Origin of the sequence: Pseudomonas sp. zfem001 (assembly GCF_032621725.1) — a bacterium.
Lineage (GTDB): Bacteria > Pseudomonadota > Gammaproteobacteria > Pseudomonadales > Pseudomonadaceae > Aquipseudomonas > Aquipseudomonas sediminis.
This window is the reverse complement of sequence record NZ_JAVYJI010000009.1, coordinates 40,184-62,536: the sequence shown is the minus strand read 5'-3', so window position 1 is coordinate 62,536 and position 22,353 is coordinate 40,184. Positions and strand designations below refer to the sequence as shown.

Genomic DNA, 22,353 nt, shown 5'->3' with positions numbered 1-22,353 from the left:
TGCCGACGTCCGTCGGTTTCCGAGTCCTCCCCAAATGTCCGAAGCTAATCCCTGCCTTACGTGCGGCGCCTGCTGCGCGTTTTTTCGTGTGTCCTTCTTCTGGGGCGAGTGCCAATCCGCGGGCGGTAGCGTGCCGGATGAGCAGGTCATCCAGATCAGCCCTCACTACGTCGCCATGCGTGGCACGGAGAGCAAACCGGCACGTTGCACGCAACTGTTGGGCGATGTCGGTTGTGGGGTGCGTTGCACCATGTATGAACAGCGTTCGAGTAGCTGCCGCGAGTTCGAAGCGTCATGGGCGAACGGTGAGCACAACCCGCGTTGCGACGATGCGCGCAAGGCTTACGGTCTGCCACCGCTCACTCCGCCGGTGCAGCCGGTGATATCGCCTGACCGCGTCGCCTGACGGCAGCTGCAGACTAGCGTGTCGCCTGGATGCAGTCCGGAGTCCAGCGTTCCCAGGGGCATCCGGGCTACGGTTCGACCGTCGTCTGTTATCCGCTCCGTGCATTGGTCAGCTTGCAGCTTGCAGCTTGCAGCATTGAGAATGCGCCATCTTTGTTTTTGGAGGTGGCCGATGGAAGCTCTCGACGCTCTGCTCAACCGTGTTTCTGTTCCTCGCCTGGTCGAACCAGCCCCGGATGCCGCGCAGCGTGACCTGATGTTTCGTGCCGCCCTGCGCGCCCCGGATCATGGCCAACTGCGTCCCTGGCGTTTTCTGACGATCGAAGGGGCGGCGCGTGAGCGCATGGGCGAACTGTTCGCCGAAGCCTTGCAGGTCGCCGATGCGCAGGCCGCGCCGGAGGCGCTGAACAAAGCGCGTGGCATGCCGCTGCGCGCGCCATTGCTGGTGGTGGTGATCGCTCGCGTGCAGGCTCATCCCAAGGTGCCGGCCTCCGAGCAGGTGATCGCGGCTGGCTGTGCGGCTCACGGCATGCTGCTGGCGGCTCATGCTCAGGGCATCGGCGCGGTGTGGCGCACCGGCGACATGGCCTACAACGCCCACGTGGGCAAAGGTCTGGGCCTGGCGGCGGACGAACAGATCATCGCCTATCTCTACCTCGGCACACCGGAGCGTGAGCTGCGCCGCGCCCCGGAAATGGTCGTCGAGGATTTCGTCAGCGCCTGGCAGGGCTGATCGACACGCGCTTCAGTTTGCCTGCTGCCTGGCCGGCAGGCTGAGCGTGGCAACGAAGCCGCCTTCTGGATGGTTGGCCAGCAGCAGCTCGCCGCCATGGCGCTGCGCGGCCCGGCGTGCGATGGCCAGCCCGAGGCCGTGGCCGGCGCTGCTCTGACCGGGTGCGCGAAAGAAAGGTTTGCCCAACTGCTGCAGGTGCTCGCTGGCCACGCCAGGGCCATGGTCGCGTACGCTCAGCGTGACGCTTGCCGCCTGGCGCTGCATGCTGATGACGACAGGCTGAGCCGCTGGGCTGAAGCGCAAGGCATTACGTAGCAGGTTGTCCAGCGCGCGTTCCAGCATATCTGGCCAGCCTTCCAGGTGTGCCGCGGGGTCGAGATCGATCTGCAACTGTTGCCGCGGGGCGGTCAGGCGAGCGTCTTCCTGCAGTTTGCCGAGCAGGGCTACCAGATCGACGGGGTGCGCATCGCCCGGGTCTGCATCCAGGCGCGCCAAGGCAAGAATTTCGCTGATCAGCGCTTCCAGCCGGTCACACTCCTGACTCAGGCGTGGCCACAGCCTTTCTCGTTCTGCCGCGTCTGCGCGCTCTGCCAGGGCCAGGGCGATGCGCAGGCGCGCCAGGGGGGAACGTAACTCGTGGGAGACATCGCGCAGCAACTGGCGCTGGCTACCGATCAACCCTTGCAGGCGCTCGCCCATGCGGTTGAAGTCCTTGGCCAGCAGGCCCAGCTCGTCGCGGCGTGTGGCTAGGCGTGCCAAGCTGTTCTGCTGGTAGGCGGTCTGGCCGAGGTCATGCACGGCGCCGCGCAAACGGTCCAGTGGGCGGGTAATCGACAGCGTCAGCATCAGGCTGAACAGCGTCAGCACCACCAGGGCAATAGCGATGGCACTAAGCGGCCAGAACAGGCTGCCGCGGTGCCAGGCTGCCAGTTCCGGGTGTGGAATTCGGTAGATGAACAGGTAGCTTTCGCCGCTTTCCGGGCTGGTGTATTCGGTGGTCAGACGCCGCCAGGGCAGACGACGGTCGTCGCCTTGACGCGCCTCGAAGGCTGCGGCACGGGACGGAAAGGTGCCTTTGACCAGTTGCTGGCCGCTCTCGCCAAGCACTTGCGTGTCTATGCGGTATTCGCGTTTGCGCCGTTCGAGAAAGTCCTGGGCGGCTGCTGGCCCCTTCTGTTCGTAGCGCTTGACCCATTTGCTGTCGAGGCCATCCAGGCCTGGGTGCAGGCTCAGAATCCAGGCGTCCTGATTGAGGGCGCGACCCAGCAGCAGCGATAGGCCGGCGACCAGTGCGATGCCCAACCAGAAGGTCGCCAGAATGCGCCAGAACAGTGAACGCACGGGAGTTCCTCATGCAAAAGCCGCCGGGCTCTGGGAGCGCGGCGGCGGGTTTAGGGGCGTCGATCAGTTGCTCTTGCTGTCCTTCTCGGCTTTCCAGGCCTTGAATTCGGCCATCTCGGCGCGACGGGCTTCCATTTTTTTCTGGTGCTCGTCGAAGGCCTTCTGCTGCTCGGGGTTGAGCAGGTCACGCAGGGCCTTGTGCTGGTCGGCGCGGGCCTTGTCCAGTTCCTTCTTCATGGCCTGCTTTTCTGCTTCCGGCAGCTTGTCCAGGTAGCGCTTGGTGATGTCGCGATGGGTTTTCATCTGATCGCCCATAAGTTTACGAAATTCCTGGCGCTGTTCCTTGCTCAGGTTCAGCTCCTTGAACATGCCGGGGCCGCGGTCGTGGTGGCAAGGGCCACCGTCTTGCATGGGCATGGCGAAAGCCAGGGTCGGCAGGGTGGCAGCGAGCAGCAGGGCGGTGAGGGTCTTACGCATGGTGATTCTCCTTGTCTTGAGAACCTGTTTTACGATCTAGCGAGCTAGAGTCATGCAAGGCGAAAACAGACGAGGAAGCGGAGTGTACTGTTGTACATGAGCATTCCGAGTCTGTTTTCAACGCAGCAGGGCCGACGCGCAGCAGGTCGTAAACAGGTTCCGAGGCCGGTAAGTACCGGATGGGCTCATTATGCGGCGGTCAAGGTCAAGGGCAGTCAGGTGTGGGTAAAGCTTGGGTAAAGGCGATGTTGCGGGTTATTTACGCTGCGCCAGGCAGTCACTGCGCGTAGTAATAACCGCGACTGCGCAAGGCGAGAATGCGTGGGCGGCCATCCGGGTGCGGGCCGAGCTTCTTGCGCAGGTTGCTGACGTGCATGTCCAGGCTACGGTCATACAGTGTCAATTTGCGGCCCAGGGCAAGTTGCGCCAGGGCCTGTTTGTCCACTGGCTCGCCCGGCTGCTGCAGCAGGGCCTCCAGCAGGCGGCTTTCGGAAAGCGTCAGGGGAACGTCATGCTCGCCAATGCTGACCACTCCGCGATTGGGGCTGAAGCGGAGGTCTCCCAGCTCCAACTGGCTGCTTGCCGGTGCGGGCACAGTACGGCGCAGCACAGCGCGCAGGCGTGCGGTCAGCTCGCGAGGGTCACAAGGCTTGGCCAGGTAGTCATCGGCGCCTAGCTCCAGGCCAAGGATGCGATCCAGTGGTTCGCCCCTGGCCGAGAGCATCAGCACTGGCAGTTCCGGATGCTCGCCACGCAATTGCTTGAGCAGCTCCAGGCCGCTGCCGTCCGGCAGCATGACGTCCAGTACCACGGCCTCAGGCGCATGTGTAACGAGGGCCTGGCGGGCGCCGCCGGCATCATGGCAAGCCGTGACCTGAAAGCCTTCCTGGGTCAGCCAGCGGGTAAGCAGCTCGCAGAGTTCCTGATCATCATCGATCAGCAGCAGTCGGTTCATGGGTTAGTTGATCCACTCACGACGGGTCTTGCGAGAGCCGCGCAACAGTGCGCCGAATACCATCGAGATCAGGCTCAGGGCAGCGCCCACGGCGAACCAGGTCTGTTCTTCGCTGAGCAGGCGAGGTTGAGCCTGGGCCTGGCTTTCCTTGAGTTGCATGCGCAGGCGCTGGTTTTCCTGGCGCAGGCGTTGTAGTTGCACGGCGCTGCTCGCTTCCTGCTCATTGCGCAGTTGCTCGCTTTGCGCCAGGCGCTGCTCCAGCGCCTGAGTGTTGGGCGGCGCTTCAGGAGCAGATGACTCAGCGGGTTGTTCTTCTGCCTGTACCGAAGCACAAGTCAGCATCACGGTGACCAGCAGGGACAGCGGGATCGAGCGCATCGCGATTCCTTGTGTGCGAGAACAGCGTTGGTAGAACTCTTTCAGGGCAGCACTTTCTTGAAGGGTTTGACCAGAACGTTGGCATACACACCGGCGGTTCGATATGGGTCGGCGTCGGCCCATTTCTGCGCAGCTTCGAGGGAGTCGAACTCGGCAACCACCAGACTGCCACTGAACCCCGCTGGGCCCGGGTCGTTGCTGTCGACGGCCGGATGCGGGCCGGCCAGCAGCAGGCGACCTTCCTGTTTCAGTTGCTCCAGACGAGCGAGGTGAGCAGGGCGGGTGGCCAGGCGATTTTCCAGGGAGTTTTCGACGTCGGTGGCGATGATGGCGTAGAGCATCTCAATCCTTATTTGGGGTCGAAGCGGGGAGGGATGAAGCGTTTGCGCCACACGACAAAAGCCTGCTTGCGGCGGATGTGGGGCATAATAACAAACATCAATCTCAACGAAAGCGCCGCCATGATTGTCGATTTGCACTGCCACAGCACCGCCTCCGATGGCGCCCTGGCCCCCGCCGTACTGGTGGCCCGAGCGTATGAGCGGGGTGTGCGGCTACTGGCGTTGACCGATCATGACACTCTGGAAGGTCTCGATGAAGCGCGCCGTACCGCCGAGCCGCTGGGGGTGAAGCTGGTCAACGGCATCGAGTTGTCCTGCGCCTGGGGTGGGGCGACCATTCACGTATTGGGCTATGCCTTCGAGCGCGAGGCGCCGGCGCTGTGTGCTGCCATCGATGCCCTGCACCACGGGCGCTGGCAGCGTGCTGAAGAGATCGACCGCCGCCTCGCGGCTAAGGGCATGCCCGGCGCACTTGAGGGCGCACGTGCTGTCCAACAGGAATTGGGCGACAGTGGCAACGCGCCGGCGCGTCCACATTTCGCCGAATTTCTCGTGCGTGCCGGCCATGTGCGCGACCGCGCCGAGGCGTTTCGCAAGTGGCTGGGCTCGGGTAAGTTGGGTGACGTCAAGCAACATTGGCCTATGCTGGAAGAAACCGTCGCCACTTTGCGTTCGGCCCGGGCCTGGATCAGCCTGGCGCATCCGTGGCAGTACGACTTTACTCGCAGTAAGCGTCGGCGCTTGGTGGCCGATTTCGCGGCGGCCGGTGGTCATGCCCTGGAAGTGGTCAATGGCATGCAGCCGGCTGAGCAAGTCGGCGGTTTGGCGATTCTGGCGCGCGAGTTTGGCTTGATGGCCAGTGTCGGCAGCGATTTCCATGCGCCCGGCGACTGGTCCGAATTGGGCATGTATCGCCCGTTGCCTGATGACCTGACTGCGCTCTGGGAGCGCTTCGAACATGCACAGCCATCCGCTGTCACTTCATGAGCTGGGAGCAAGTGTGAGTCAATTTTTCCAGGTTCACCCGGAAAACCCACAGGCACGCCTGATAAAACAGGCTGTGGAAATCATTCGTGGCGGCGGCGTGGTGGTCTATCCGACCGACTCTTCCTATGCACTGGGCTGCATGATCGGTGACAAGAATGCAGTTGAGCGCATTCGCCGCCTGCGTCAGCTCGACGACAAGCACAACTTCACCCTGGTTTGCCGCGACCTGTCGCAGATCGGCCTGTTCGCCAAGGTCGACACCGCCGCTTTCCGCCTGCTGAAGAATCACACCCCGGGCCCTTATACCTTCATCCTCAACGCCACCCGCGAAGTGCCGCGAATGTTGCTGCACCCCAAACGTCGCACCATCGGCATCCGCGTCCCCGGCCACCCGATCGCCCTGGCGTTGCTGGAGCAACTGGGCGAGCCGTTGATGAGCGTCAGCCTGATCATGCCGGGCGATGAGCTGCCGATGTCCGATCCCTACGAGATGCGCCAGATTCTCGAGCACCATGTGGACCTGATCATCGATGGCGGTTTTGGCGGTCTGGAAGCCTCTACCGTGGTCAATCTGGCCGACGACAGCCCCGAGGTCGTGCGCGTCGGTTGCGGAGACCCGACGCCGTTCAACGATCTCTGAGGCGAGGCCGGAAAAATCCGTCATGCCCGCGCCGGCGGGCATCCAGAGTTTTCGAATGATCTGGGCTTCCGTCTTCGCCGGAGTGACGATCAAGCGCTTTTTCAAAACATCCCTGACACCGCCTTTTCCGTTGTGAGCGCAGCTACCCTATACTCTGTGGTCTTGTCTGGATTATGGATAGAACGGTTTGAGCCTTAACGACTCTGAGCGTCGAGTGTTGTCAGGAATGCGTCCGAGTGGTCGTCTTCACCTCGGGCACTACCACGGTGTGTTGAAGAACTGGGTCAAGTTGCAGCACGAGTACGACTGCTTCTTCTGTATCGTCGACTGGCATGCCCTGACCACCGAATACGCCGATGCCGGCCAGCTTTCCCAGCACGTCATGGATATGGCAGTGGATTGGCTGGCCGCAGGCGTAAGCCCGAGCTCTGCAACGCTGTTCGTACAGTCTCAGGTGCCGGAGCATGCCGAGCTCCACGTGTTGCTGTCGATGATCTGCCCGCTCAGCTGGCTGGAGCGCGTACCGTCCTACAAGGAGCAGCAGGAGCACCAGAGCGGTAAAGACCTCTCCACCTACGGTTTTCTCGGCTACCCGCTGCTGCAGGCTGCGGACATTCTGTTGTACCGCGCCGGGCATGTGCCGGTCGGCGCCGATCAGCTCCCCCATATCGAATTTGCCCGTGAAGTGGCGCGCCGCTTCAACCACTTGTACGGCAGCGAGCCGGATTTCGAGCGCAAGGCTGAAGCTGCCATCGGCAAGCTGGGCAAGAAGCTCGGTAAACTCTACAGCAACCTGCGCAAGGCTTATCAGGAGCAGGGTGACGCACAGGCCCTGGAGACGGCGCGGGCCTTGCTCAAGGAGCAGACCAGCATCACCCTCGGCGATCAGGAACGCCTGTACGGCTATCTCGAAGGTGGTGGCAAGGTGATTCTGAGCGAGCCGCAGCCGATTCTTGCCGAGTTTTCGCGGGTACCTGGCCTGGACGGACAGAAGATGGCCAAGTCGAGCGGTAACGCGATATTCCTGCGCGATAGCGATGCCGAACTTGAGGAAAAACTGCGGCGCATGCCCACCGATCCGGCCCGCGTACATCGTGACGATCCAGGTGAGCCGCAGCGTTGCCCGGTCTGGTCGCTGCATCAGCTGTATTCCAGCGACGAGCAATTGCATTGGGTGATTGAGGGTTGTCGTAGAGCCTCGATTGGTTGCCTCGACTGCAAAAGCACGCTGTGCTCGTCTCTGCAGGCCGAGCTTGCGCCGCTGCAGCAGCGCGCCATCGATTACGAGGAAAGCCCGGACCTGGTGCGCAGCATTCTCGCCGAAGGCGCCGAGCGCGCGCGTGACGAGGCGCGTGAAACCCTGGCCGAGGTGCGCATGGCCATGGGCCTGAATTACCGTTGAAGGAGCGCCCGTCGATGAGTGAGCCCGCCACGCCAACCCCCGACAGTCAGGCCGGTGCCCAGCAGGAGCTGCCGTTCGCCCTGGTGTATGGCGAGGCGGTCACCGAGCTGCCACTGGATCTGTACATTCCCCCGGATGCCCTGGAAGTCTTCCTCGAGGCCTTCGAGGGGCCGCTGGACCTGCTGCTCTATCTGATTCGCAAACAGAACATCGACATCCTCGACATCCCGGTGGCCGAGATCACCAAGCAGTACATGGGCTACGTTGAACTCATGCATTCGGTGCGTCTGGAGCTGGCTGCCGAATACCTGGTGATGGCCGCCATGCTGGCCGAGATCAAGTCGCGCATGCTGCTGCCGCGCTCGACCGAGGCCGAGGAAGAAGAGGACGACCCGCGTGCTGAGCTGATTCGCCGCCTGCAGGAATACGAGCGCTTCAAGGCCGCTGCCGAAGGTATCGACGAACTGCCGCGTGTCGGCCGCGACGTGACCGTACCGAAACTGGATGCTCCCGAAGCCCGCGCGCGCAAGCTGCTGCCGGACGTGAGCCTGGAGGAGGTGTTGCTGTCGATGGCCGAGGTGCTGCGCCGTGCCGACATGTTCGAAAGCCACCAGGTTACCCGTGAGGCCCTGTCTACCCGCGAGCGCATGAGTGAGGTGCTGGAGCGCCTCAAGGGCGGGGCTTTCGTGCCGTTCGTCGAGCTGTTCGCCGCCGAAGAGGGCCGACTAGGTGTGGTGGTGACCTTCATGGCGGTGCTCGAATTGATCAAGGAATCCCTGGTCGAGCTGGTGCAGAATGAGCCCTTCGCCGTTATTCACGTCCGAGCCCGTGCCGAATGAACCTCAACGACCCCAAAGACCTGGCCCAATTGCTCGAAGCCTTTCTGCTGGCTTCCGGCAAGGCGCAGTCGCTCGAACGCCTTTTCGAACTCTTCGAAGAGGGTGAGCGGCCCGAGCCTGAGCAGTTCAAGGCGGCGCTGGAGGTCCTGCGTCTGTCCTGTGAGGGGCGCGCCTTCGAGTTGAAGGAGGTTGCCTCGGGCTACCGCCTGCAGGTGCGTGAGCGCTTTGCCCCTTGGGTTGGCAGGCTTTGGGAAGAGCGTCCGCAGCGTTACTCCCGTGCGCTGCTGGAAACCCTGGCGCTGATCGCCTACCGCCAGCCCATCACCCGTGGCGAGATCGAGGACGTACGCGGTGTGGCGGTCAACAGCAACATCACCAAGACCCTGCTCGAACGCGAGTGGATTCGCGTGGTGGGCTATCGCGATGTGCCGGGGCGCCCGGCGATGTTCGCCACCACCAAGGGCTTTCTCGATCACTTCAACCTGAAAAGCCTCGACGAATTGCCACCGCTCGCCGCTCTGCGGGAGCTGGAGCCCGAGCCTGAACTGGCATTGGATGACGACGCCGAGGTGCCGGCCGGGCTGCAAGCACGCGCCGATCTGGCCTTGCAGGACGACGGTGAAGCCGCCGAGCCTCGCGAGGAAACCAGCTTCCGCAGCCTGCTGGCCGAGCTGGACACCATGGAGCAAGGGCTCAAGACCGATTTCGATGATCTGCGCCTGGCCGACGACGACGAGGCAGGCGAGTCGAATGAAGCGGTCCAAGATGATCTGGCTGACCTGGATGGCGATCAGCCGTTGCATTGAGTGCGTGTAAGCGAGCTATCGAATACTTCAATCTCGCTGTTGTGTGCTCGGCCTTTATTCTGGCGCCCATCCGATCCTTCTCGGCCCAGGAGCGCCCATGAGCAAGAGCCCGTGCATCAAGGTCTGTGAATTCGAAAAGGACATCTGCCTCGGCTGCGGCCGTAGCCGCCAGGAAATCAAGGGCTGGAACCGCCTGGACAAGGGCGAACGCCTGGCCTTGCTGGCCGAAGCCGATATGCGTCTGCTGGCGCTGGAGGCGACCGGGCGGCGCAAGTTCTGAGCGTGCCGGGCGCTGCTTCAGCGCTTTTCGCTGTCGTTTGGCCTAGCCTCGTCTACCCTAAGGGCTCCGTAGTGCGTATGATGCGCGCCCTTCGATCATCAACTACTACACCGGGAGGTGCCCACGATGACTGAGCACGAACAACCGCGTCCTGCAGGCGAGAAACTGCAGAAAGTCCTGGCCCGCCTCGGGCTGGCTTCGCGTCGCGAAATCGAGACCTGGATCGCCGAAGGTCGGGTCAAGGTCAATGGCGCTGCTGCGACCCTGGGCCAGCGCGTCGATGCCAACGACGCCATCGCCCTCGATGGCCGCTTGCTCAAGCGCGAAGAAATCACCGGCTCGGTACGCCGCGTGCTGATCTACAACAAGCCGGACGGCGAGATCTGTACCCGTGACGACCCGGAAGGTCGCCCAACCGTTTTCGACCGCTTGCCTCGTCCCAAAGAGGGGCGCTGGATCAACATCGGTCGCCTCGATATCAACACAACCGGCCTGCTACTGTTCACCACCGATGGTGAGCTGGCCAACCGCCTGATGCACCCCTCCTATCAGATGGACCGCGAATATGCGGTGCGCGTGCGTGGCGAAGTCACCGAGGAAATGCTGGAGAACCTCAAGAACGGCGTGATGCTCGAGGACGGTCCGGCCAAGTTCACCGACATCAAGGAAGCGCCAGGCGGCGAAGGCTTCAACCACTGGTATCACTGCGTGGTGATGGAAGGCCGCAACCGTGAGGTGCGTCGCCTGTGGGAATCCCAGGGTCTGGTGGTGAGCCGTCTGAAGCGTGTGCGTTTCGGCCCGGTGTTCCTGACCTCCGAGCTGACCATGGGCCGCTGGCGCGAAATGGAGCAGCGTGAAGTGGACATTCTCAGCGCCGAAGTTGGCCTGACCCCGCAGGCTCTGCCGGCGATGAAGGAAAAGACCCGCGAGAAGCTTGACCGCCTGCAGCGCAAATCGGCCAAACCGGTCGAGGTGCGTGGTAAGCGCGTGTTGCGTCCGGCGAAGGACGAGGCCGGTGCTGACAATGCTCGCCCGAGCCGTGCACCGCGCCGTGACGAGGCTGAGCAACGTACACCGCGCGGCCCGCGTAAAGAGGGCGGTGAGCGCCGCGAGAATGGCCGTGGCACTCCGGTGGCGGAGCGTCCGAGCGATGTGAAGAAGCGTCAGCCGCGCCCGGCCGTCGAGTTGTCCGAGCGTCCGGCGCGCAAGCCGCGTCCGGCAACACCCGGCAAGCGTCCGCCCGCCGGCGATGGTCAGCGTCCCGGCTTCGGCTGCAAGCGCTGATAAACGAAAAAGGGACTCCGCGGAGTCCCTTTTTTCATTCTGCTGTCCGGATGGCAGCGTGAACCATTGTATTCAGAGCATTCCCGAATTAGGCGGGCAATCTCTCAACCGGCCATGGACAGGCGGTTGCGGCCTTCACGCTTAGCCACGAACAACGCGTTGTCGGCGCGGCGCAGCAGGCTTTCGCCTGACTCGCCCGGCAGCAGGCTGGAACAGCCCAGGCTGATGGATACGTCTATGTGGCGGCCGGCATCCAGGCATTGCAGCTCCATCACCGCAAAGCGCAGGCGCTCGCCCACCAGCGCAGCGCCTTCGCGGTTGGTGCCGGAGAGAATCACCAGAAACTCCTCGCCGCCGTAGCGAAATACCATGTCGATGTTGCGCAGCTGGTTCTTCAGGGTCTGGGCGACTGCTTTCAGCACTTCATCGCCAAGCGCATGGCCGTGGTTGTCATTGATGCTCTTGAAATGGTCGATATCGAGCATCAGCAGTGACAAGGGTTGCAGGTTGCGGCGGGCCAGGTCCACCTCGCGCTGCAGCACCTGGTCCATGGCGATGCGGTTGCCGGTATCGGTCAGTGGGTCGCGCAGCGCGCTTTGCAGGGCAGTGCGGTAAAGCAAGGCATTGCGCAGTGGGAACAATAGGCTGGCCAGCAACGACTCCAGCTGAATCAGCTCCTCTTCGGAGAAACGCTGCTTGCGGCGGAAAATCAGCTCGCCCAGGTATTCCCCCTCATGACTCAAGCGATAGCCTGCCGAGTGAGGTGCGCGCTCGCCCAGCTCGAGGCGCAGGTCGTGCGACGGATGCTGGAAAGCCAATGCATCGAGCGGCACCAGGCGCTGTACTTCGCGGAAGAACAGATTGAGGATTCGCTCCGCGTCCAGGCTGGTCTGCAGTTGCAGGCTCAATTGGTGACGCAGCTCTACTAGGCTGGCGGGCTTGAGCGGCAGGTTGCGACTGCCGGTAAAGCCGAGACGCTGCAGCTTGGCGGCATCGAAATCGATGGTGTTGGACTGGCTGGGGGGAACCATGGAGCTGAACCTCTGGCGCGATGGTGCGACGAGAGGGTTAGAGCGAATTTCGTGCCAGGTGGTTCTTTCTGGATTAAAGTCTTGTGAAGTCAGTCACTTAGATGTTTTTCAGAGCGCTGATCGGCAAGGGGTTGCCGGTTGCCTGACGGTGGTGCTGGCAATGTGCTGCCGCCTGGCAGTGATAGCGGCGGATTTTTGTCGTGCCATGGCCCACTGATAGGCAGTGAGCCATGGCAGGTAATCACTGAGCGTCGAATGCCTGGCCGTTGACGCCCTTGCTGTCCGGGCCCATCAGGTAGAGGTAGAGCGGCATGATCTCTTCCGGCTGCGGACGGGTCGCCGGGTTTTCCCCGGGGTAGGCCTGGGCGCGCATGGCTGTGCGGGTCGCGCCGGGGTTGATGCTGTTGGCACGCACGTTGGCGATGCCGTCCAGCTCGTCAGCCATGACCTGCATCAGGCCTTCGGTGGCGAATTTCGATACTGCGTAGGCGCCCCAATACGCGCGCCCCTTGCGTCCGACGCTGCTGGAGGTGAAGGCGACGGAGGCATCCTCCGACAGTTTGAGCAGTGGCAGCAGGGTGCTGCTGAGCATGAACATGGCGTTGACGTTGACGTGCATCACGCGCATGAAATTGTCGCCGGAGAGCTGCTCCAGCGGCGTGCGCGGCCCGAGGATCGAGGCGTTGTGCAGCAGGCCGTCGAGGCGGCCGAATTCGTTCTCGATCATCACCGACAGTTCGTCGTACTGATGCGGCAGGGCAGTTTCCAGATTGAAGGGGATCACCACTGGTTGTGGATGACCGGCAGCCTCGATTTCGTCATAAACCTGGCTCAGGTTGGCTTCGGTCTTGCCCAGCAGCAGCACCGTGGCGCCATGGGCGGCGAAGCTCTTGGCGGCTGCGGCGCCGATACCGCGGCCGGCACCGGTGATCAGGATGACGCGATCCTTGAGCAGGTCTGGGCGGGCGGTGTAGTCGAACATGGGAGAATCCTTCGGAGAGCTCTAAGGGTAGGGCGGGCGAAGCCCGCCAAATGGCGGAGTGGCCGGGTTTCACCCGGCCTGCGCGATCAACAGCTGCAAATGGCGCGATCGAGTACCGCGCGCAGCTCCTGAGGGTGATCCACGACCACATCGGCGCCCCAGTTGCGCGGGTTGTCTTCGGGGTGGATGTAGCCATAGGTCACTGCTGCGGTGCGGCAGCCAGCGGCACGGCCGGACTCGATGTCACGGGCGTCGTCGCCGATGAACAGCACTTCCTCGGGTTTGACCCCCATCTGCTGGCAGGCGAGCAGGAGCATGTCCGGCGCCGGTTTGCTCTGCTCGACGTGGTCGGGGCAAACCAGCACTGCCGAGCGCTGGGCCAGGTTCAGACCCTGCATGATCGGTTCGGCGTAGCGCACCGGCTTGTTGGTGGCGACGCCCCACAGCAGACGCGCCTGCTCGATGTCGTCGAGCAGGGCTTCGATGCCGTCGAACGGGCGGGTGAGGACGGCGCAGTGTTGCTGGTAACGCTCCAGAAACTCTTGGCGCAGGGTTTCGAAGGCGGCCGAGTCCGGGTCTTCATCGAAAGCGCAGGCGACCATGGCGCGAGCGCCACCGGATACCTGGTCACGAATGGCCTTTTCTGCCAGTGGCGGCAGGCCACGGGCCGCGCGCATGGCCTGGGTGATGGCGATGAAGTCCGGCGCCGAGTCGAGCAGGGTGCCGTCCATGTCGAAAAGAACTGCTTTCAAACGCATGCGTTCTACTCCTTGCGCAGCGTCTGGATCATGTAGTTGACGTCGACGTCAGCTTCCAGCTTGTAGTGTTTGGTCAGCGGGTTGTAGGTCAGACCGATGATGTCCTTGACCTCCAGTCCGGCTGCGCGGCTCCAGGCACCGAGCTCGGAGGGGCGGATGAATTTCTTGAAGTCGTGGGTGCCGCGCGGCAGCAGGCGCAGGATGTATTCGGCGCCGATCACCGCGAACAGGTACGCCTTGGGATTGCGATTGATGGTGGAGAAGAACACCTGGCCGCCCGGCTTGACCAGCGTGTAGCAGGCGCGGATGACCGAGGACGGATCGGGTACGTGCTCGAGCATCTCCAGGCAGGTGACGACGTCGAACTGGCCTGGCATTTCCTCGGCCAGGGCTTCAGCGGTGATCTGCCGGTAGTCGACTTCCACGCCGGATTCCAGTTGGTGCAACCTGGCGACCGACAGCGGCGCTTCGCCCATGTCGATGCCCGTCACTGTTGCGCCGCGCTGGGCCATGGCCTCGCTGAGAATGCCGCCGCCGCAGCCGACGTCGAGAACGCGTTTGCCGGCCAGACCGACGCGCTCGTCGATCCAGTTGACCCGTAGCGGGTTGATGTCGTGCAGGGGTTTGAACTCGCTCTCGCGGTCCCACCAGCGGTGTGCCAGGGCCTCGAATTTGGCGATTTCGGCGCGGTCGACGTTGCTCATAAGCATCTCTATTCAAAGCATGGAAAGCATATCGCCGCTATGTTGCCAGTTTAAGAACGGGCGTGGGGCGGCGCGGATTCGTTCAATGTATGTCAGTTTGTCGCAGTTGTTCCGTGAGCGTAGCCCGGATGCAATCCGGGGCGATTGCATTGTTCTCAGGCTGCATCCGGCGACCTTTGGGCAATTCTGGCTCCCCATTCCCTGGCCTTGGCGATCAGCTCGCTTTCGTCCATGCGCGTCAGGCGGCCGTCTTCCAGCAACTGCTTGCCGCCAACCCACAAATGCTTCACGCAGTCGCGGCCGCTGGCGTAGATGAGCTGCGATACCGGGTCGTAGATCGGTTGCTGGGCCAGGCCGGAAAGGTCGAAGGCGACCACGTCGGCCAGCTTGCCCAGTTCCAGCGAGCCGGTCTGTGTTTCCAGTCCCAGTGCGCGAGCGCCATTCAAGGTAGCCATACGCAAGGCGCTGTGAGCGTTCAGGGCGGTGGCGGAGCCGGCGACGGCCTTGGCCAGCAGGGCGGCGGTACGGGTTTCGCCGAGCAGGTCGAGGTCGTTGTTGCTGGCGGCGCCATCGGTGCCGATGGCGACGTTGACGCCAGCCTGCCACAGGCGCTCGACCGGACAAAAGCCGCTGGCCAGTTTGAGGTTGGATTCAGGGCAGTGCACGATGCTGCAATTGTGCTCCACCAGCAGTGCCAGATCCTCGTCATCGATCTGCGTCATGTGCACTGCCTGGAAACGCGGGCCGAGCAGGCCGAGGCGAGCCAGGCGCGCCAGTGGGCGTTCGCCGTGCTTGGCGACGGCTTCGGCCACTTCCTGGGCGGTTTCGTGCACGTGCATATGAATGCCGGCATCCAGTTCGTCAGCCAGTACGCGAATCTGTTCCAGCTTGTCGTCGCTGACCGTGTAGGGCGCGTGGGGGCCGAAAGCGATGCGGATGCGTGGGTGCTGCTTGAGGTCATCGAACAGTTGCAGGCCCGTGCGTAGAGCCTCGGCGGCATTGAGTGCGCCGGGTACCGGGAAGTCCAGCACGGGAACGGTGATCTGCGCGCGCATGCCGGCGTTGTGCACGCGTTCAGCGGCGGTCTGCGGGTAGAAGTACATGTCGGAGAAGCAACTGATGCCGCCCTTGATCTGTTCTGCGATGGCCAGATCAGTGCCGTCGCGGACGAAATCCTCGTCGACCCACTTACCTTCGGCAGGCCAGATATGCTCGTGCAGCCAGGTCATCAGCGGCAGGTCATCGGCAATGCCGCGCAAAAGCGTCATCGCGGCGTGGCCGTGGGCGTTGATCAGGCCGGGGGCGAGCAGGCATTGCGGCAGCTCTCGCACTTCCGTTGCCGGGTGGCGCAGCGCCTCGGCACGTGGCGCGATCAGTGCGATCTGCCCGTCGCGAATGCCCAGGCCATGGTCGCGTAGCACCACGCCGGCCGGCTCAACGGGCACCAGCCAGGTGGGCAGGAGCAGCAGGTCGAGAGGGGCTTCGGGCATGGGGGATTGTCCGTCTGGCTTGATCGATGCAAGGAAGGTCGCCAGTGTATAGATGAACGCACCTGGCTTGAAGTCGTGAGGGCGAGCAGGATTGTTCGGCTGGTCTTGGTCGGTCTGCGTATAATCCGCGATTTTTTGGCGGTGACAGATGGAGTGCGCGATGCGCGAGCAATTGCTGGCGGTGGAGAAGGTTCAGGCAATCGAGTGGCGCGATGGTGCGTTGCACCTGCTCGATCAGCGCCTGCTGCCGCATCAGCAGACCTGGCTGCGTTTCGACTCTGCCGCCGAGGTGGCCGATGCGATTCGCGACATGGTGGTGCGTGGTGCGCCGGCTATTGGCATCGCTGCTGCCTATGGGCTGGTGCTGGGTGTCCGTGCTCGTCTACAAGACGGTGGTGACTGGCGTGAGGCGTTGGAGGCCGATTTTGCCTATCTCGAGCGCTCGCGCCCGACTGCGGTAAACCTGTTCTGGGCTCTGCAGCGCATGCGTGAACGCCTGGCAAGACTCAAGGATGGCGACGACATCCTGGCGCTACTGGAGGCTGAGGCGGTGGGGATTCACCTCAGCGACCGTGAGGCCAACCTGACCATGGCGCAGTTGGGCATGGAGCTGATTCGCAAGCATCAGGGCAATCCACAGGTGCTGCTGACGCACTGCAATGCCGGTGCCCTGGCAACCGGCGGCTTTGGCACCGCGCTCGGGGTGATCCGTGCGGCGTATCTGGAAGGTTTGGTCGAGCAGGTCTATGTCGATGAAACCCGCCCCTGGCTGCAGGGCGCGCGACTGACGGCCTGGGAATTGGCGGGTGACGGCGTGCCGGTCACGCTCAATGCCGATGCAGCGGCGGCTCACCTGATGAAGACCAAGGGCATCACCTGGGTCATCGTCGGCGCTGATCGCATCACCGCCAACGGTGATGTGGCCAACAAGATCGGTACTTATCAGCTGGCGGTCAACGCCATGCACCACGGCGTGCGGCTGATGGTGGTGGCGCCGAGTTCGACCATCGATATGAATCTGGAAAGTGGCGAGGACATCCTGCTCGAAGAGCGCGATGGTCTTGAGTTGCTGGAGGTGGCGGGGCATCGAGTCGCGGCCGATGTGCATGCCGTCAATCCTGTGTTCGATGTGACGCCGGCTGATCTGGTTGACTACATCGTGACCGAGAAAGGCGTGATCGAGCGTCCAGATAGCGCCAAGCTGGCGCAGTTGATGTGCCGCAAGCGCCTGCATTGAACCTGCCATGCGCGCGCCGTCGCGGGGTAGGTGTGTAGCACGCTTTGTGGTAATCTCCGGCAGTTTTCAAGGGGGCTGACTGCAGCCTCCTTCACTGCATCGAATCGTGACATAACTCGTTGATTTGTCGTGAGTCGCTGATGGCCTGAGGCTATCGCGACGAGCTCCATGGCGTTCAGGAAGAATGACGCGGAGTTTCACCAGAAAAAGGAACCAGGCTTCTCATGGGCGAACTGGCCAAAGAAATCCTCCCGGTCAATATCGAAGACGAGCTGAAACAGTCCTACCTCGACTACGCGATGAGCGTGATCGTCGGGCGTGCGCTGCCGGATGCGCGCGATGGCTTGAAGCCGGTACACCGTCGTGTGCTCTACGCCATGAGCGAGCTGGGCAACGACTGGAACAAGCCCTACAAGAAATCCGCCCGTGTGGTCGGTGACGTGATCGGTAAATACCACCCGCACGGCGACACCGCGGTGTACGACACCATCGTGCGTATGGCGCAGGACTTCTCCCTGCGCTACCTGCTGGTCGACGGTCAGGGCAACTTCGGTTCGGTGGACGGTGACAACGCCGCGGCCATGCGATACACCGAAGTGCGCATGACCAAACTGGCCCACGAGCTGCTGGCCGACCTGGAAAAAGAAACTGTCGACTGGGTGCCCAACTACGACGGCACCGAGCAGATCCCTGCTGTCATGCCGACCAAGGTGCCGAACCTGCTGGTCAATGGCTCGTCCGGTATCGCCGTGGGCATGGCCACCAACATCCCGCCGCACAACCTCACCGAGGTGATCGACGGCTGCCTGGCGCTGATGGACAACGCCGAGCTGACCGTCGATGACCTGATGCAGTACATCCCCGGCCCTGATTTCCCCACTGCGGGCATCATCAACGGCCGTGCCGGCATCATCGAGGCCTATCGTACCGGCCGTGGGCGCATCTATATCCGCGCTCGCGTCGAGGTCGAGGATATCGACAAGGTCGGCGGTCGCCAGCAGCTGGTGGTCACCGAGCTGCCGTACCAGCTGAACAAGGCGCGTCTGATCGAGAAGATCGCTGAGCTGGTCAAAGAGAAGAAAATCGAAGGCATCACCGAGCTGCGTGACGAGTCCGACAAGGACGGGATGCGCGTGGTGATCGAACTGCGTCGTGGTGAAGTGCCGGACGTGGTGTTGAACAACCTGTACGCCCAGACCCAGATGCAGAGCGTGTTCGGCATCAACGTCGTGGCGCTGGTCGACGGTCAGCCGAAGATCATGAACCTCAAGGACATGCTTGAGGTGTTCATCCGTCACCGCCGTGAAGTGGTGACCCGCCGTACCGTCTACGAGTTGCGCAAGGCGCGTGAGCGCGGCCACATCCTCGAAGGCCAGGCGGTAGCGCTGTCGAACATCGATCCGGTGATCGAGCTGATCAAAGCCTCGCCGACGCCGGCCGAAGCCAAGGAGCGCCTGATCGCCACCGCCTGGGAATCCAGTGCGGTGGAAGCCATGGTCGAGCGCGCGGGTGCCGACTCCTGCCGCCCGGAAGGGTTGGATGCGCAATACGGTCTACGTGACGGCAAGTACTACCTGTCGCCGGAGCAGGCTCAGGCTATCCTTGAATTGCGCCTGCACCGTCTGACCGGCCTGGAGCACGAGAAGCTGCTGGCCGAGTACCAGGAAATTCTCAACCTGATCGGCGAGCTGATCCGCATCCTGACCAACCCTGAGCGCTTGATGGAAGTCATCCGCGAGGAACTGGAGAAGGTCAAGGCCGAGTTCGGTGATGCCCGTCGTACCGAGATCGTCGCCTCGCGTCTGGACCTGACCATTGCCGATCTGATCACCGAAGAAGAGCGTGTTGTCACCATCTCCCACGGCGGCTACGCCAAGAGCCAGCCGCTGGCGGCCTACGAGGCGCAGCGTCGCGGTGGCAAGGGCAAATCTGCCACTGGCGTGAAGGACGAGGACTACGTCGAACACCTGCTGGTCGCCAACAGTCACGCTACCCTGCTGCTGTTCTCCAGCAAGGGTAAGGTGTACTGGTTGCGTACCTTCGAAATCCCCGAGGCCTCGCGTGCTGCGCGTGGTCGTCCGCTGGTCAACCTGCTGCCGTTGGACGAGGGCGAGCGCATCACCGCGATGCTGCAGATCGACCTTGAAGCGCTGCAGCAGAGTGCCGGCGCTGATGAAGATCTGGACGACGAGGGTGTACTGATCGAAGGCGAAGCCGTCGAAGTGGTCGAGGCCGAGGAAGTCGAAGAGATCGAGGGCGAAACCCCCGAGTTGGTCGCCGAGCCAACTGGTGCCTTCATCTTCATGGCCACCGCCTTCGGTACCGTGAAGAAGACCCCGCTGGTGCAGTTCAGCCGTCCGCGCAGCGCCGGTCTGATTGCCCTGAAGCTGGAAGAGGGCGATACCCTTATTGCTGCCGCCATCACCGACGGCGCCAAGGAAGTCATGCTGTTCTCCGACGCCGGCAAGGTGCTGCGTTTCGCCGAGAGCAAGGTGCGCACCATGGGCCGTACCGCTCGTGGCGTACGTGGCATGCGCCTGGCCAAGGGCCAGCAACTGATTTCCATGCTGATTCCGGAGTCTGGTGCGCAGATCCTCACCGCCTCTGAGCGGGGCTTCGGCAAGCGTACCGGTCTGGGCAAGTTCCCCCGTCGCGGTCGTGGCGGCCAGGGCGTTATCGCCATGGTTACCAGCGAGCGTAACGGCAAGTTGGTCGGCGCCATCCAGGTGCAGGACGGCGAGGAAATCATGCTGATTTCCGATCAGGGCACCCTGGTGCGTACCCGTGTCGACGAAGTCTCCAGCTCGGGCCGTAACACTCAGGGTGTGACCCTGATCAAGCTGGCCAAGGACGAGACCCTGGTCGGCCTGGAGCGTGTGCAGGAGCCGACTGCGGTGGAAGAGGACGAGCTGGTCGAAGGTGCGGAGGGCGCTGAAGTCGCCGAAAGCGCCGAAGCACCAGTCGCCGACGCCGAGGAAGGCAGCGAAGAGTGAAGTCGGGCTCTGTGTGAGGGGCTTTAAAAGCCCCTCCCACAGACACGGTGACAGTGTGGACATGCCATCGCCTGGTGGTGGCGTTCTGTGAATCTGAGAGAGACAGACGTGAGCAAGCGAGCTTTTAACTTCTGCGCCGGCCCGGCCGCGCTGCCGACCGCTGTACTGCAACGCGCCCAGGCCGAGATGCTCGACTGGCAAGGCAAGGGCCTCTCGGTGATGGAGATGAGCCATCGCAGCGACGAGTACGTGGCCATCGCCAGCCAGGCCGAGCAGGACCTGCGTGATCTGCTCGCTGTACCCAGTGACTACAAGGTGTTGTTCCTGCAGGGCGGTGCCAGCCAGCAGTTCGCCGAGATTCCGCTGAACCTGCTGCCGGAAGACGGCGTGGCGGATTATGTCGAGACCGGCATCTGGTCGAAGAAAGCCATCGAAGAGGCGCGTCGTTACGGTGCCATCAACGTCGCCGCCAGTGCCAAGGCGCACGACTATTTCGCCATTCCCGGTCAGAACGACTGGCAGTTGTCGAAAGACGCTGCCTACGTGCATTACTGCAGCAACGAGACCATCGGTGGTCTGCAGTTCGACTGGGTGCCGCAGACCGGCGATACCCCGTTGGTCGCCGACATGTCCTCGGACATCCTCTCGCGTTCGCTGGATGTTTCGCAGTTCGGCCTGATCTACGCCGGTGCGCAGAAGAACATCGGCCCGAGCGGTCTGGTGGTGGTGATCGTCCGTGAAGACTTGCTCGGTCGCGCCCGTTCCAGCTGCCCGACCATGCTCGACTACAAGGTCTCCGCCGACAACGGCTCGATGTACAACACCCCGGCGACCTATTCCTGGTACCTCTCCGGTCTGGTCTTCCAGTGGCTGAAGGAGCAGGGCGGCGTCGAGGCCATGGAGCGCATCAACCGCGCCAAGAAGGACCTGCTGTACAAGGCCATCGACGACAGCGATTTCTACAGCAACCCCATCGCCCACAACGCGCGTTCCTGGATGAACGTGCCGTTCCGCCTGGCCGACGAGAAGCTGGATAAAGCCTTCCTGGCCGGCGCCGATGAGCGCGGCCTACTCAACCTCAAGGGCCATCGCTCGGTCGGTGGCATGCGTGCCTCCATCTACAACGCCGTTGGTATGGATGCGGTCGAGGCTCTGGTGGCCTATATGGCCGAGTTCGAGAAGGAGCACGCCTGATATGTCCGAGCAGGAGCTGCAAGCGCTGCGGGTACGCATCGACAACCTCGACGAGCGCATTCTTGAGCTGATAAGCGATCGCGCACGCTGCGCCGAAGAAGTCGCCCGCGTGAAGATGAAGGAGCTGAAGGAAGGCGAATCGCCGGTCTTCTATCGTCCTGAGCGCGAGGCTCAGGTGCTCAAGCGCGTGATGGCGCGCAACCAGGGCCCGCTCGGTAACGAGGAAATGGCGCGGCTGTTCCGCGAGATCATGTCCTCCTGCCTGGCGTTGGAAAATCCGCTGAAAGTCGCCTACCTCGGCCCTGAAGGTACCTTCAGTCAGGCCGCAGCGATGAAGCACTTCGGTCATGCGGTGATCAGCGTTCCGATGGCGGCCATCGACGAGGTGTTTCGCGAAGTAGCCGCTGGCGCTGTCAACTTTGGTGTGGTGCCGGTGGAAAACTCCACCGAAGGCGCGATCAACCATACCCTCGACAGCTTCCTCGAGCATGACATGGTCATCTGTGGCGAGGTGGAGCTGCGCATTCACCACCACCTGTTGGTGGGCGAGACTACTCAGACCGACAAGATCACCCGCATCTATTCCCACGCCCAGTCGCTGGCGCAGTGCCGCAAGTGGCTCGATGCGCACTATCCGAACGTCGAGCGCGTGGCGGTTTCCAGCAACGCTGACGCGGCCAAGCGAGTGAAGAGCGAGTGGAACAGCGCGGCCATCGCCGGCGACATGGCGGCCAACCTGTATGGCCTGACCAAGCTGGCGGAAAAGATCGAGGATCGCCCGGACAACTCCACGCGTTTCCTTATCATCGGCAGCCAGGAAGTGCCGCCGACCGGCGACGACAAGACCTCGATCATCGTCTCGATGCGCAACAAGCCGGGTGCGCTGCACGAGCTGCTGGTGCCGTTCCATAACAACGGTATCGACCTGACTCGCATCGAGACCCGCCCGTCGCGCAGCGGCAAGTGGACCTACGTGTTCTTCATCGATTTCGTCGGCCACCACCGCGATCCGTTGGTCAAGGGTGTGCTGGAGAAGCTCGCTCAGGAAGCGGTGGCGCTGAAGGTGCTGGGTTCTTATCCGAAGGCGGTACTGTAA

At 62.7% G+C, this 22,353-nt stretch carries 23 protein-coding genes; 13 read left to right on the top strand and 10 right to left on the bottom strand.

From position 1 onward, the window contains the following. The first annotated feature begins 34 nt into the window (after positions 1-34). Both RTH74_RS23120 and RTH74_RS23115 read left to right on the top strand, forming a co-directional pair. On the top strand, positions 35-406 hold the full coding sequence (locus tag RTH74_RS23120; RefSeq protein ID WP_037002400.1) for a YkgJ family cysteine cluster protein: 372 nt from the start codon (positions 35-37) through the stop codon (positions 404-406). Between the two features lie 171 nt (positions 407-577). After that, entirely contained in the window at positions 578-1,138 is a 561-nt protein-coding gene (locus RTH74_RS23115; protein ID WP_143507250.1) for a nitroreductase family protein, read from the top strand. Between the two features lie 12 nt (positions 1,139-1,150). Here the strand turns inward: RTH74_RS23115 and RTH74_RS23110 are convergent, their stop codons facing one another. From RTH74_RS23110 to RTH74_RS23090, 5 genes are all read right to left on the bottom strand, one after another. Continuing rightward, a complete protein-coding gene (locus RTH74_RS23110) occupies positions 1,151-2,479 on the bottom strand; it encodes a HAMP domain-containing sensor histidine kinase (protein WP_316916195.1) in 1,329 nt (442 codons plus the stop codon). Positions 2,480-2,542: 63 nt separating this feature from the next. Then, the gene (locus tag RTH74_RS23105; protein ID WP_316916194.1) at positions 2,543-2,956 is read right to left on the bottom strand and encodes a Spy/CpxP family protein refolding chaperone; all 414 of its coding nucleotides are present in this window, start codon (positions 2,954-2,956) and stop codon (positions 2,543-2,545) included. 277 nt (positions 2,957-3,233) lie between these two features. Continuing rightward, complete coding sequence (locus tag RTH74_RS23100; protein WP_099525356.1) at positions 3,234-3,911, bottom strand: response regulator transcription factor; 678 nt, start codon at positions 3,909-3,911, stop codon at positions 3,234-3,236. 3 nt (positions 3,912-3,914) lie between these two features. After that, entirely contained in the window at positions 3,915-4,289 is a 375-nt protein-coding gene (locus tag RTH74_RS23095; RefSeq protein WP_316916193.1) for a translation initiation factor 2 (IF-2, GTPase), read from the bottom strand. A gap of 41 nt (positions 4,290-4,330) precedes the next feature. Next, a complete protein-coding gene (locus RTH74_RS23090; RefSeq protein WP_074940120.1) occupies positions 4,331-4,630 on the bottom strand; it encodes a YciI family protein in 300 nt (99 codons plus the stop codon). A 120-nt stretch (positions 4,631-4,750) separates the two neighbouring features. Here RTH74_RS23090 and RTH74_RS23085 point away from each other — a divergent pair, with 120 nt between their 5' ends. The 7 genes from RTH74_RS23085 to rluB all read left to right on the top strand — a co-directional run bounded on the left by RTH74_RS23085 (position 4,751) and on the right by rluB (position 10,868). Then, positions 4,751-5,617: a PHP domain-containing protein gene (locus RTH74_RS23085; protein ID WP_316916192.1), complete on the top strand. Its 867-nt coding sequence runs from the start codon at positions 4,751-4,753 to the stop codon at positions 5,615-5,617. Positions 5,618-5,630: 13 nt separating this feature from the next. Then, entirely contained in the window at positions 5,631-6,257 is a 627-nt protein-coding gene (locus RTH74_RS23080) for an L-threonylcarbamoyladenylate synthase (protein ID WP_099525359.1), read from the top strand. Positions 6,258-6,444: 187 nt separating this feature from the next. Further along, positions 6,445-7,659: a tryptophan--tRNA ligase gene (locus RTH74_RS23075; protein WP_316916191.1), complete on the top strand. Its 1,215-nt coding sequence runs from the start codon at positions 6,445-6,447 to the stop codon at positions 7,657-7,659. Positions 7,660-7,799: 140 nt separating this feature from the next. Continuing rightward, on the top strand, positions 7,800-8,498 hold the full coding sequence (locus RTH74_RS23070; protein WP_166432412.1) for a segregation and condensation protein A: 699 nt from the start codon (positions 7,800-7,802) through the stop codon (positions 8,496-8,498). Then, a complete protein-coding gene (gene scpB / locus RTH74_RS23065; protein ID WP_316916190.1) occupies positions 8,495-9,304 on the top strand; it encodes an SMC-Scp complex subunit ScpB in 810 nt (269 codons plus the stop codon). Before RTH74_RS23070 ends, scpB begins: the two co-directional genes overlap by 4 nt. Before the next feature lie 97 nt (positions 9,305-9,401). Beyond that, positions 9,402-9,584 carry a DUF1289 domain-containing protein gene (locus tag RTH74_RS23060; protein ID WP_316916189.1) on the top strand — a complete coding sequence of 61 codons (183 nt, stop codon included), beginning with the start codon at positions 9,402-9,404 and terminating at the stop codon, positions 9,582-9,584. Positions 9,585-9,710: 126 nt separating this feature from the next. After that, entirely contained in the window at positions 9,711-10,868 is a 1,158-nt protein-coding gene (rluB, locus tag RTH74_RS23055; RefSeq protein WP_316916188.1) for a 23S rRNA pseudouridine(2605) synthase RluB, read from the top strand. A 104-nt stretch (positions 10,869-10,972) separates the two neighbouring features. Here rluB and RTH74_RS23050 read toward each other — a convergent pair whose 3' ends face one another. The 5 genes from RTH74_RS23050 to RTH74_RS23030 form a co-directional block, all read right to left on the bottom strand. Next, the gene (locus RTH74_RS23050) at positions 10,973-11,899 is read right to left on the bottom strand and encodes a GGDEF domain-containing protein (protein ID WP_092374727.1); all 927 of its coding nucleotides are present in this window, start codon (positions 11,897-11,899) and stop codon (positions 10,973-10,975) included. Between the two features lie 241 nt (positions 11,900-12,140). Continuing rightward, entirely contained in the window at positions 12,141-12,881 is a 741-nt protein-coding gene (locus RTH74_RS23045) for a YciK family oxidoreductase (protein ID WP_316916187.1), read from the bottom strand. An 86-nt stretch (positions 12,882-12,967) separates the two neighbouring features. Further along, a complete protein-coding gene (gene mupP / locus RTH74_RS23040; RefSeq protein ID WP_316916186.1) occupies positions 12,968-13,639 on the bottom strand; it encodes an N-acetylmuramic acid 6-phosphate phosphatase MupP in 672 nt (223 codons plus the stop codon). A 5-nt stretch (positions 13,640-13,644) separates the two neighbouring features. Then, on the bottom strand, positions 13,645-14,343 hold the full coding sequence (gene ubiG / locus RTH74_RS23035; protein ID WP_099525366.1) for a bifunctional 2-polyprenyl-6-hydroxyphenol methylase/3-demethylubiquinol 3-O-methyltransferase UbiG: 699 nt from the start codon (positions 14,341-14,343) through the stop codon (positions 13,645-13,647). A 155-nt stretch (positions 14,344-14,498) separates the two neighbouring features. Next, complete coding sequence (locus tag RTH74_RS23030) at positions 14,499-15,833, bottom strand: TRZ/ATZ family hydrolase (RefSeq protein WP_316916185.1); 1,335 nt, start codon at positions 15,831-15,833, stop codon at positions 14,499-14,501. A 160-nt stretch (positions 15,834-15,993) separates the two neighbouring features. On the opposite strand from RTH74_RS23030, the gene mtnA reads away from it, so the two are divergent. The 4 genes from mtnA to pheA all read left to right on the top strand — a co-directional run bounded on the left by mtnA (position 15,994) and on the right by pheA (position 22,353). After that, a complete protein-coding gene (gene mtnA / locus RTH74_RS23025; protein ID WP_316916184.1) occupies positions 15,994-17,070 on the top strand; it encodes an S-methyl-5-thioribose-1-phosphate isomerase in 1,077 nt (358 codons plus the stop codon). A gap of 224 nt (positions 17,071-17,294) precedes the next feature. Then, on the top strand, positions 17,295-20,063 hold the full coding sequence (gyrA, locus tag RTH74_RS23020; RefSeq protein ID WP_316916183.1) for a DNA gyrase subunit A: 2,769 nt from the start codon (positions 17,295-17,297) through the stop codon (positions 20,061-20,063). 108 nt (positions 20,064-20,171) lie between these two features. Continuing rightward, positions 20,172-21,257, top strand: a complete 1,086-nt coding sequence (serC, locus tag RTH74_RS23015) for a 3-phosphoserine/phosphohydroxythreonine transaminase (protein ID WP_316916182.1) — start codon at positions 20,172-20,174, stop codon at positions 21,255-21,257. 1 nt (position 21,258) lies between these two features. Further along, positions 21,259-22,353 carry a prephenate dehydratase gene (pheA, locus tag RTH74_RS23010; protein WP_099525371.1) on the top strand — a complete coding sequence of 365 codons (1,095 nt, stop codon included), beginning with the start codon at positions 21,259-21,261 and terminating at the stop codon, positions 22,351-22,353.

Coding starts and splice junctions, on each gene's coding strand:
- RTH74_RS23120 (WP_037002400.1), top strand. CDS start 35: ATGTCCGAAGCTAATCCCTGCCTTACGTGCGGCGCCTGCTGCGCGTTT.
- RTH74_RS23115 (WP_143507250.1), top strand. CDS start 578: ATGGAAGCTCTCGACGCTCTGCTCAACCGTGTTTCTGTTCCTCGCCTG.
- RTH74_RS23105 (WP_316916194.1), bottom strand. CDS start 2,956: ATGCGTAAGACCCTCACCGCCCTGCTGCTCGCTGCCACCCTGCCGACC.
- RTH74_RS23100 (WP_099525356.1), bottom strand. CDS start 3,911: ATGAACCGACTGCTGCTGATCGATGATGATCAGGAACTCTGCGAGCTG.
- RTH74_RS23095 (WP_316916193.1), bottom strand. CDS start 4,289: ATGCGCTCGATCCCGCTGTCCCTGCTGGTCACCGTGATGCTGACTTGT.
- RTH74_RS23090 (WP_074940120.1), bottom strand. CDS start 4,630: ATGCTCTACGCCATCATCGCCACCGACGTCGAAAACTCCCTGGAAAAT.
- RTH74_RS23085 (WP_316916192.1), top strand. CDS start 4,751: ATGATTGTCGATTTGCACTGCCACAGCACCGCCTCCGATGGCGCCCTG.
- scpB (WP_316916190.1), top strand. CDS start 8,495: ATGAACCTCAACGACCCCAAAGACCTGGCCCAATTGCTCGAAGCCTTT.
- RTH74_RS23060 (WP_316916189.1), top strand. CDS start 9,402: ATGAGCAAGAGCCCGTGCATCAAGGTCTGTGAATTCGAAAAGGACATC.
- rluB (WP_316916188.1), top strand. CDS start 9,711: ATGACTGAGCACGAACAACCGCGTCCTGCAGGCGAGAAACTGCAGAAA.
- RTH74_RS23050 (WP_092374727.1), bottom strand. CDS start 11,899: ATGGTTCCCCCCAGCCAGTCCAACACCATCGATTTCGATGCCGCCAAG.
- RTH74_RS23045 (WP_316916187.1), bottom strand. CDS start 12,881: ATGTTCGACTACACCGCCCGCCCAGACCTGCTCAAGGATCGCGTCATC.
- mupP (WP_316916186.1), bottom strand. CDS start 13,639: ATGCGTTTGAAAGCAGTTCTTTTCGACATGGACGGCACCCTGCTCGAC.
- ubiG (WP_099525366.1), bottom strand. CDS start 14,343: ATGAGCAACGTCGACCGCGCCGAAATCGCCAAATTCGAGGCCCTGGCA.
- RTH74_RS23030 (WP_316916185.1), bottom strand. CDS start 15,833: ATGCCCGAAGCCCCTCTCGACCTGCTGCTCCTGCCCACCTGGCTGGTG.
- mtnA (WP_316916184.1), top strand. CDS start 15,994: ATGCGCGAGCAATTGCTGGCGGTGGAGAAGGTTCAGGCAATCGAGTGG.
- gyrA (WP_316916183.1), top strand. CDS start 17,295: ATGGGCGAACTGGCCAAAGAAATCCTCCCGGTCAATATCGAAGACGAG.
- pheA (WP_099525371.1), top strand. CDS start 21,259: ATGTCCGAGCAGGAGCTGCAAGCGCTGCGGGTACGCATCGACAACCTC.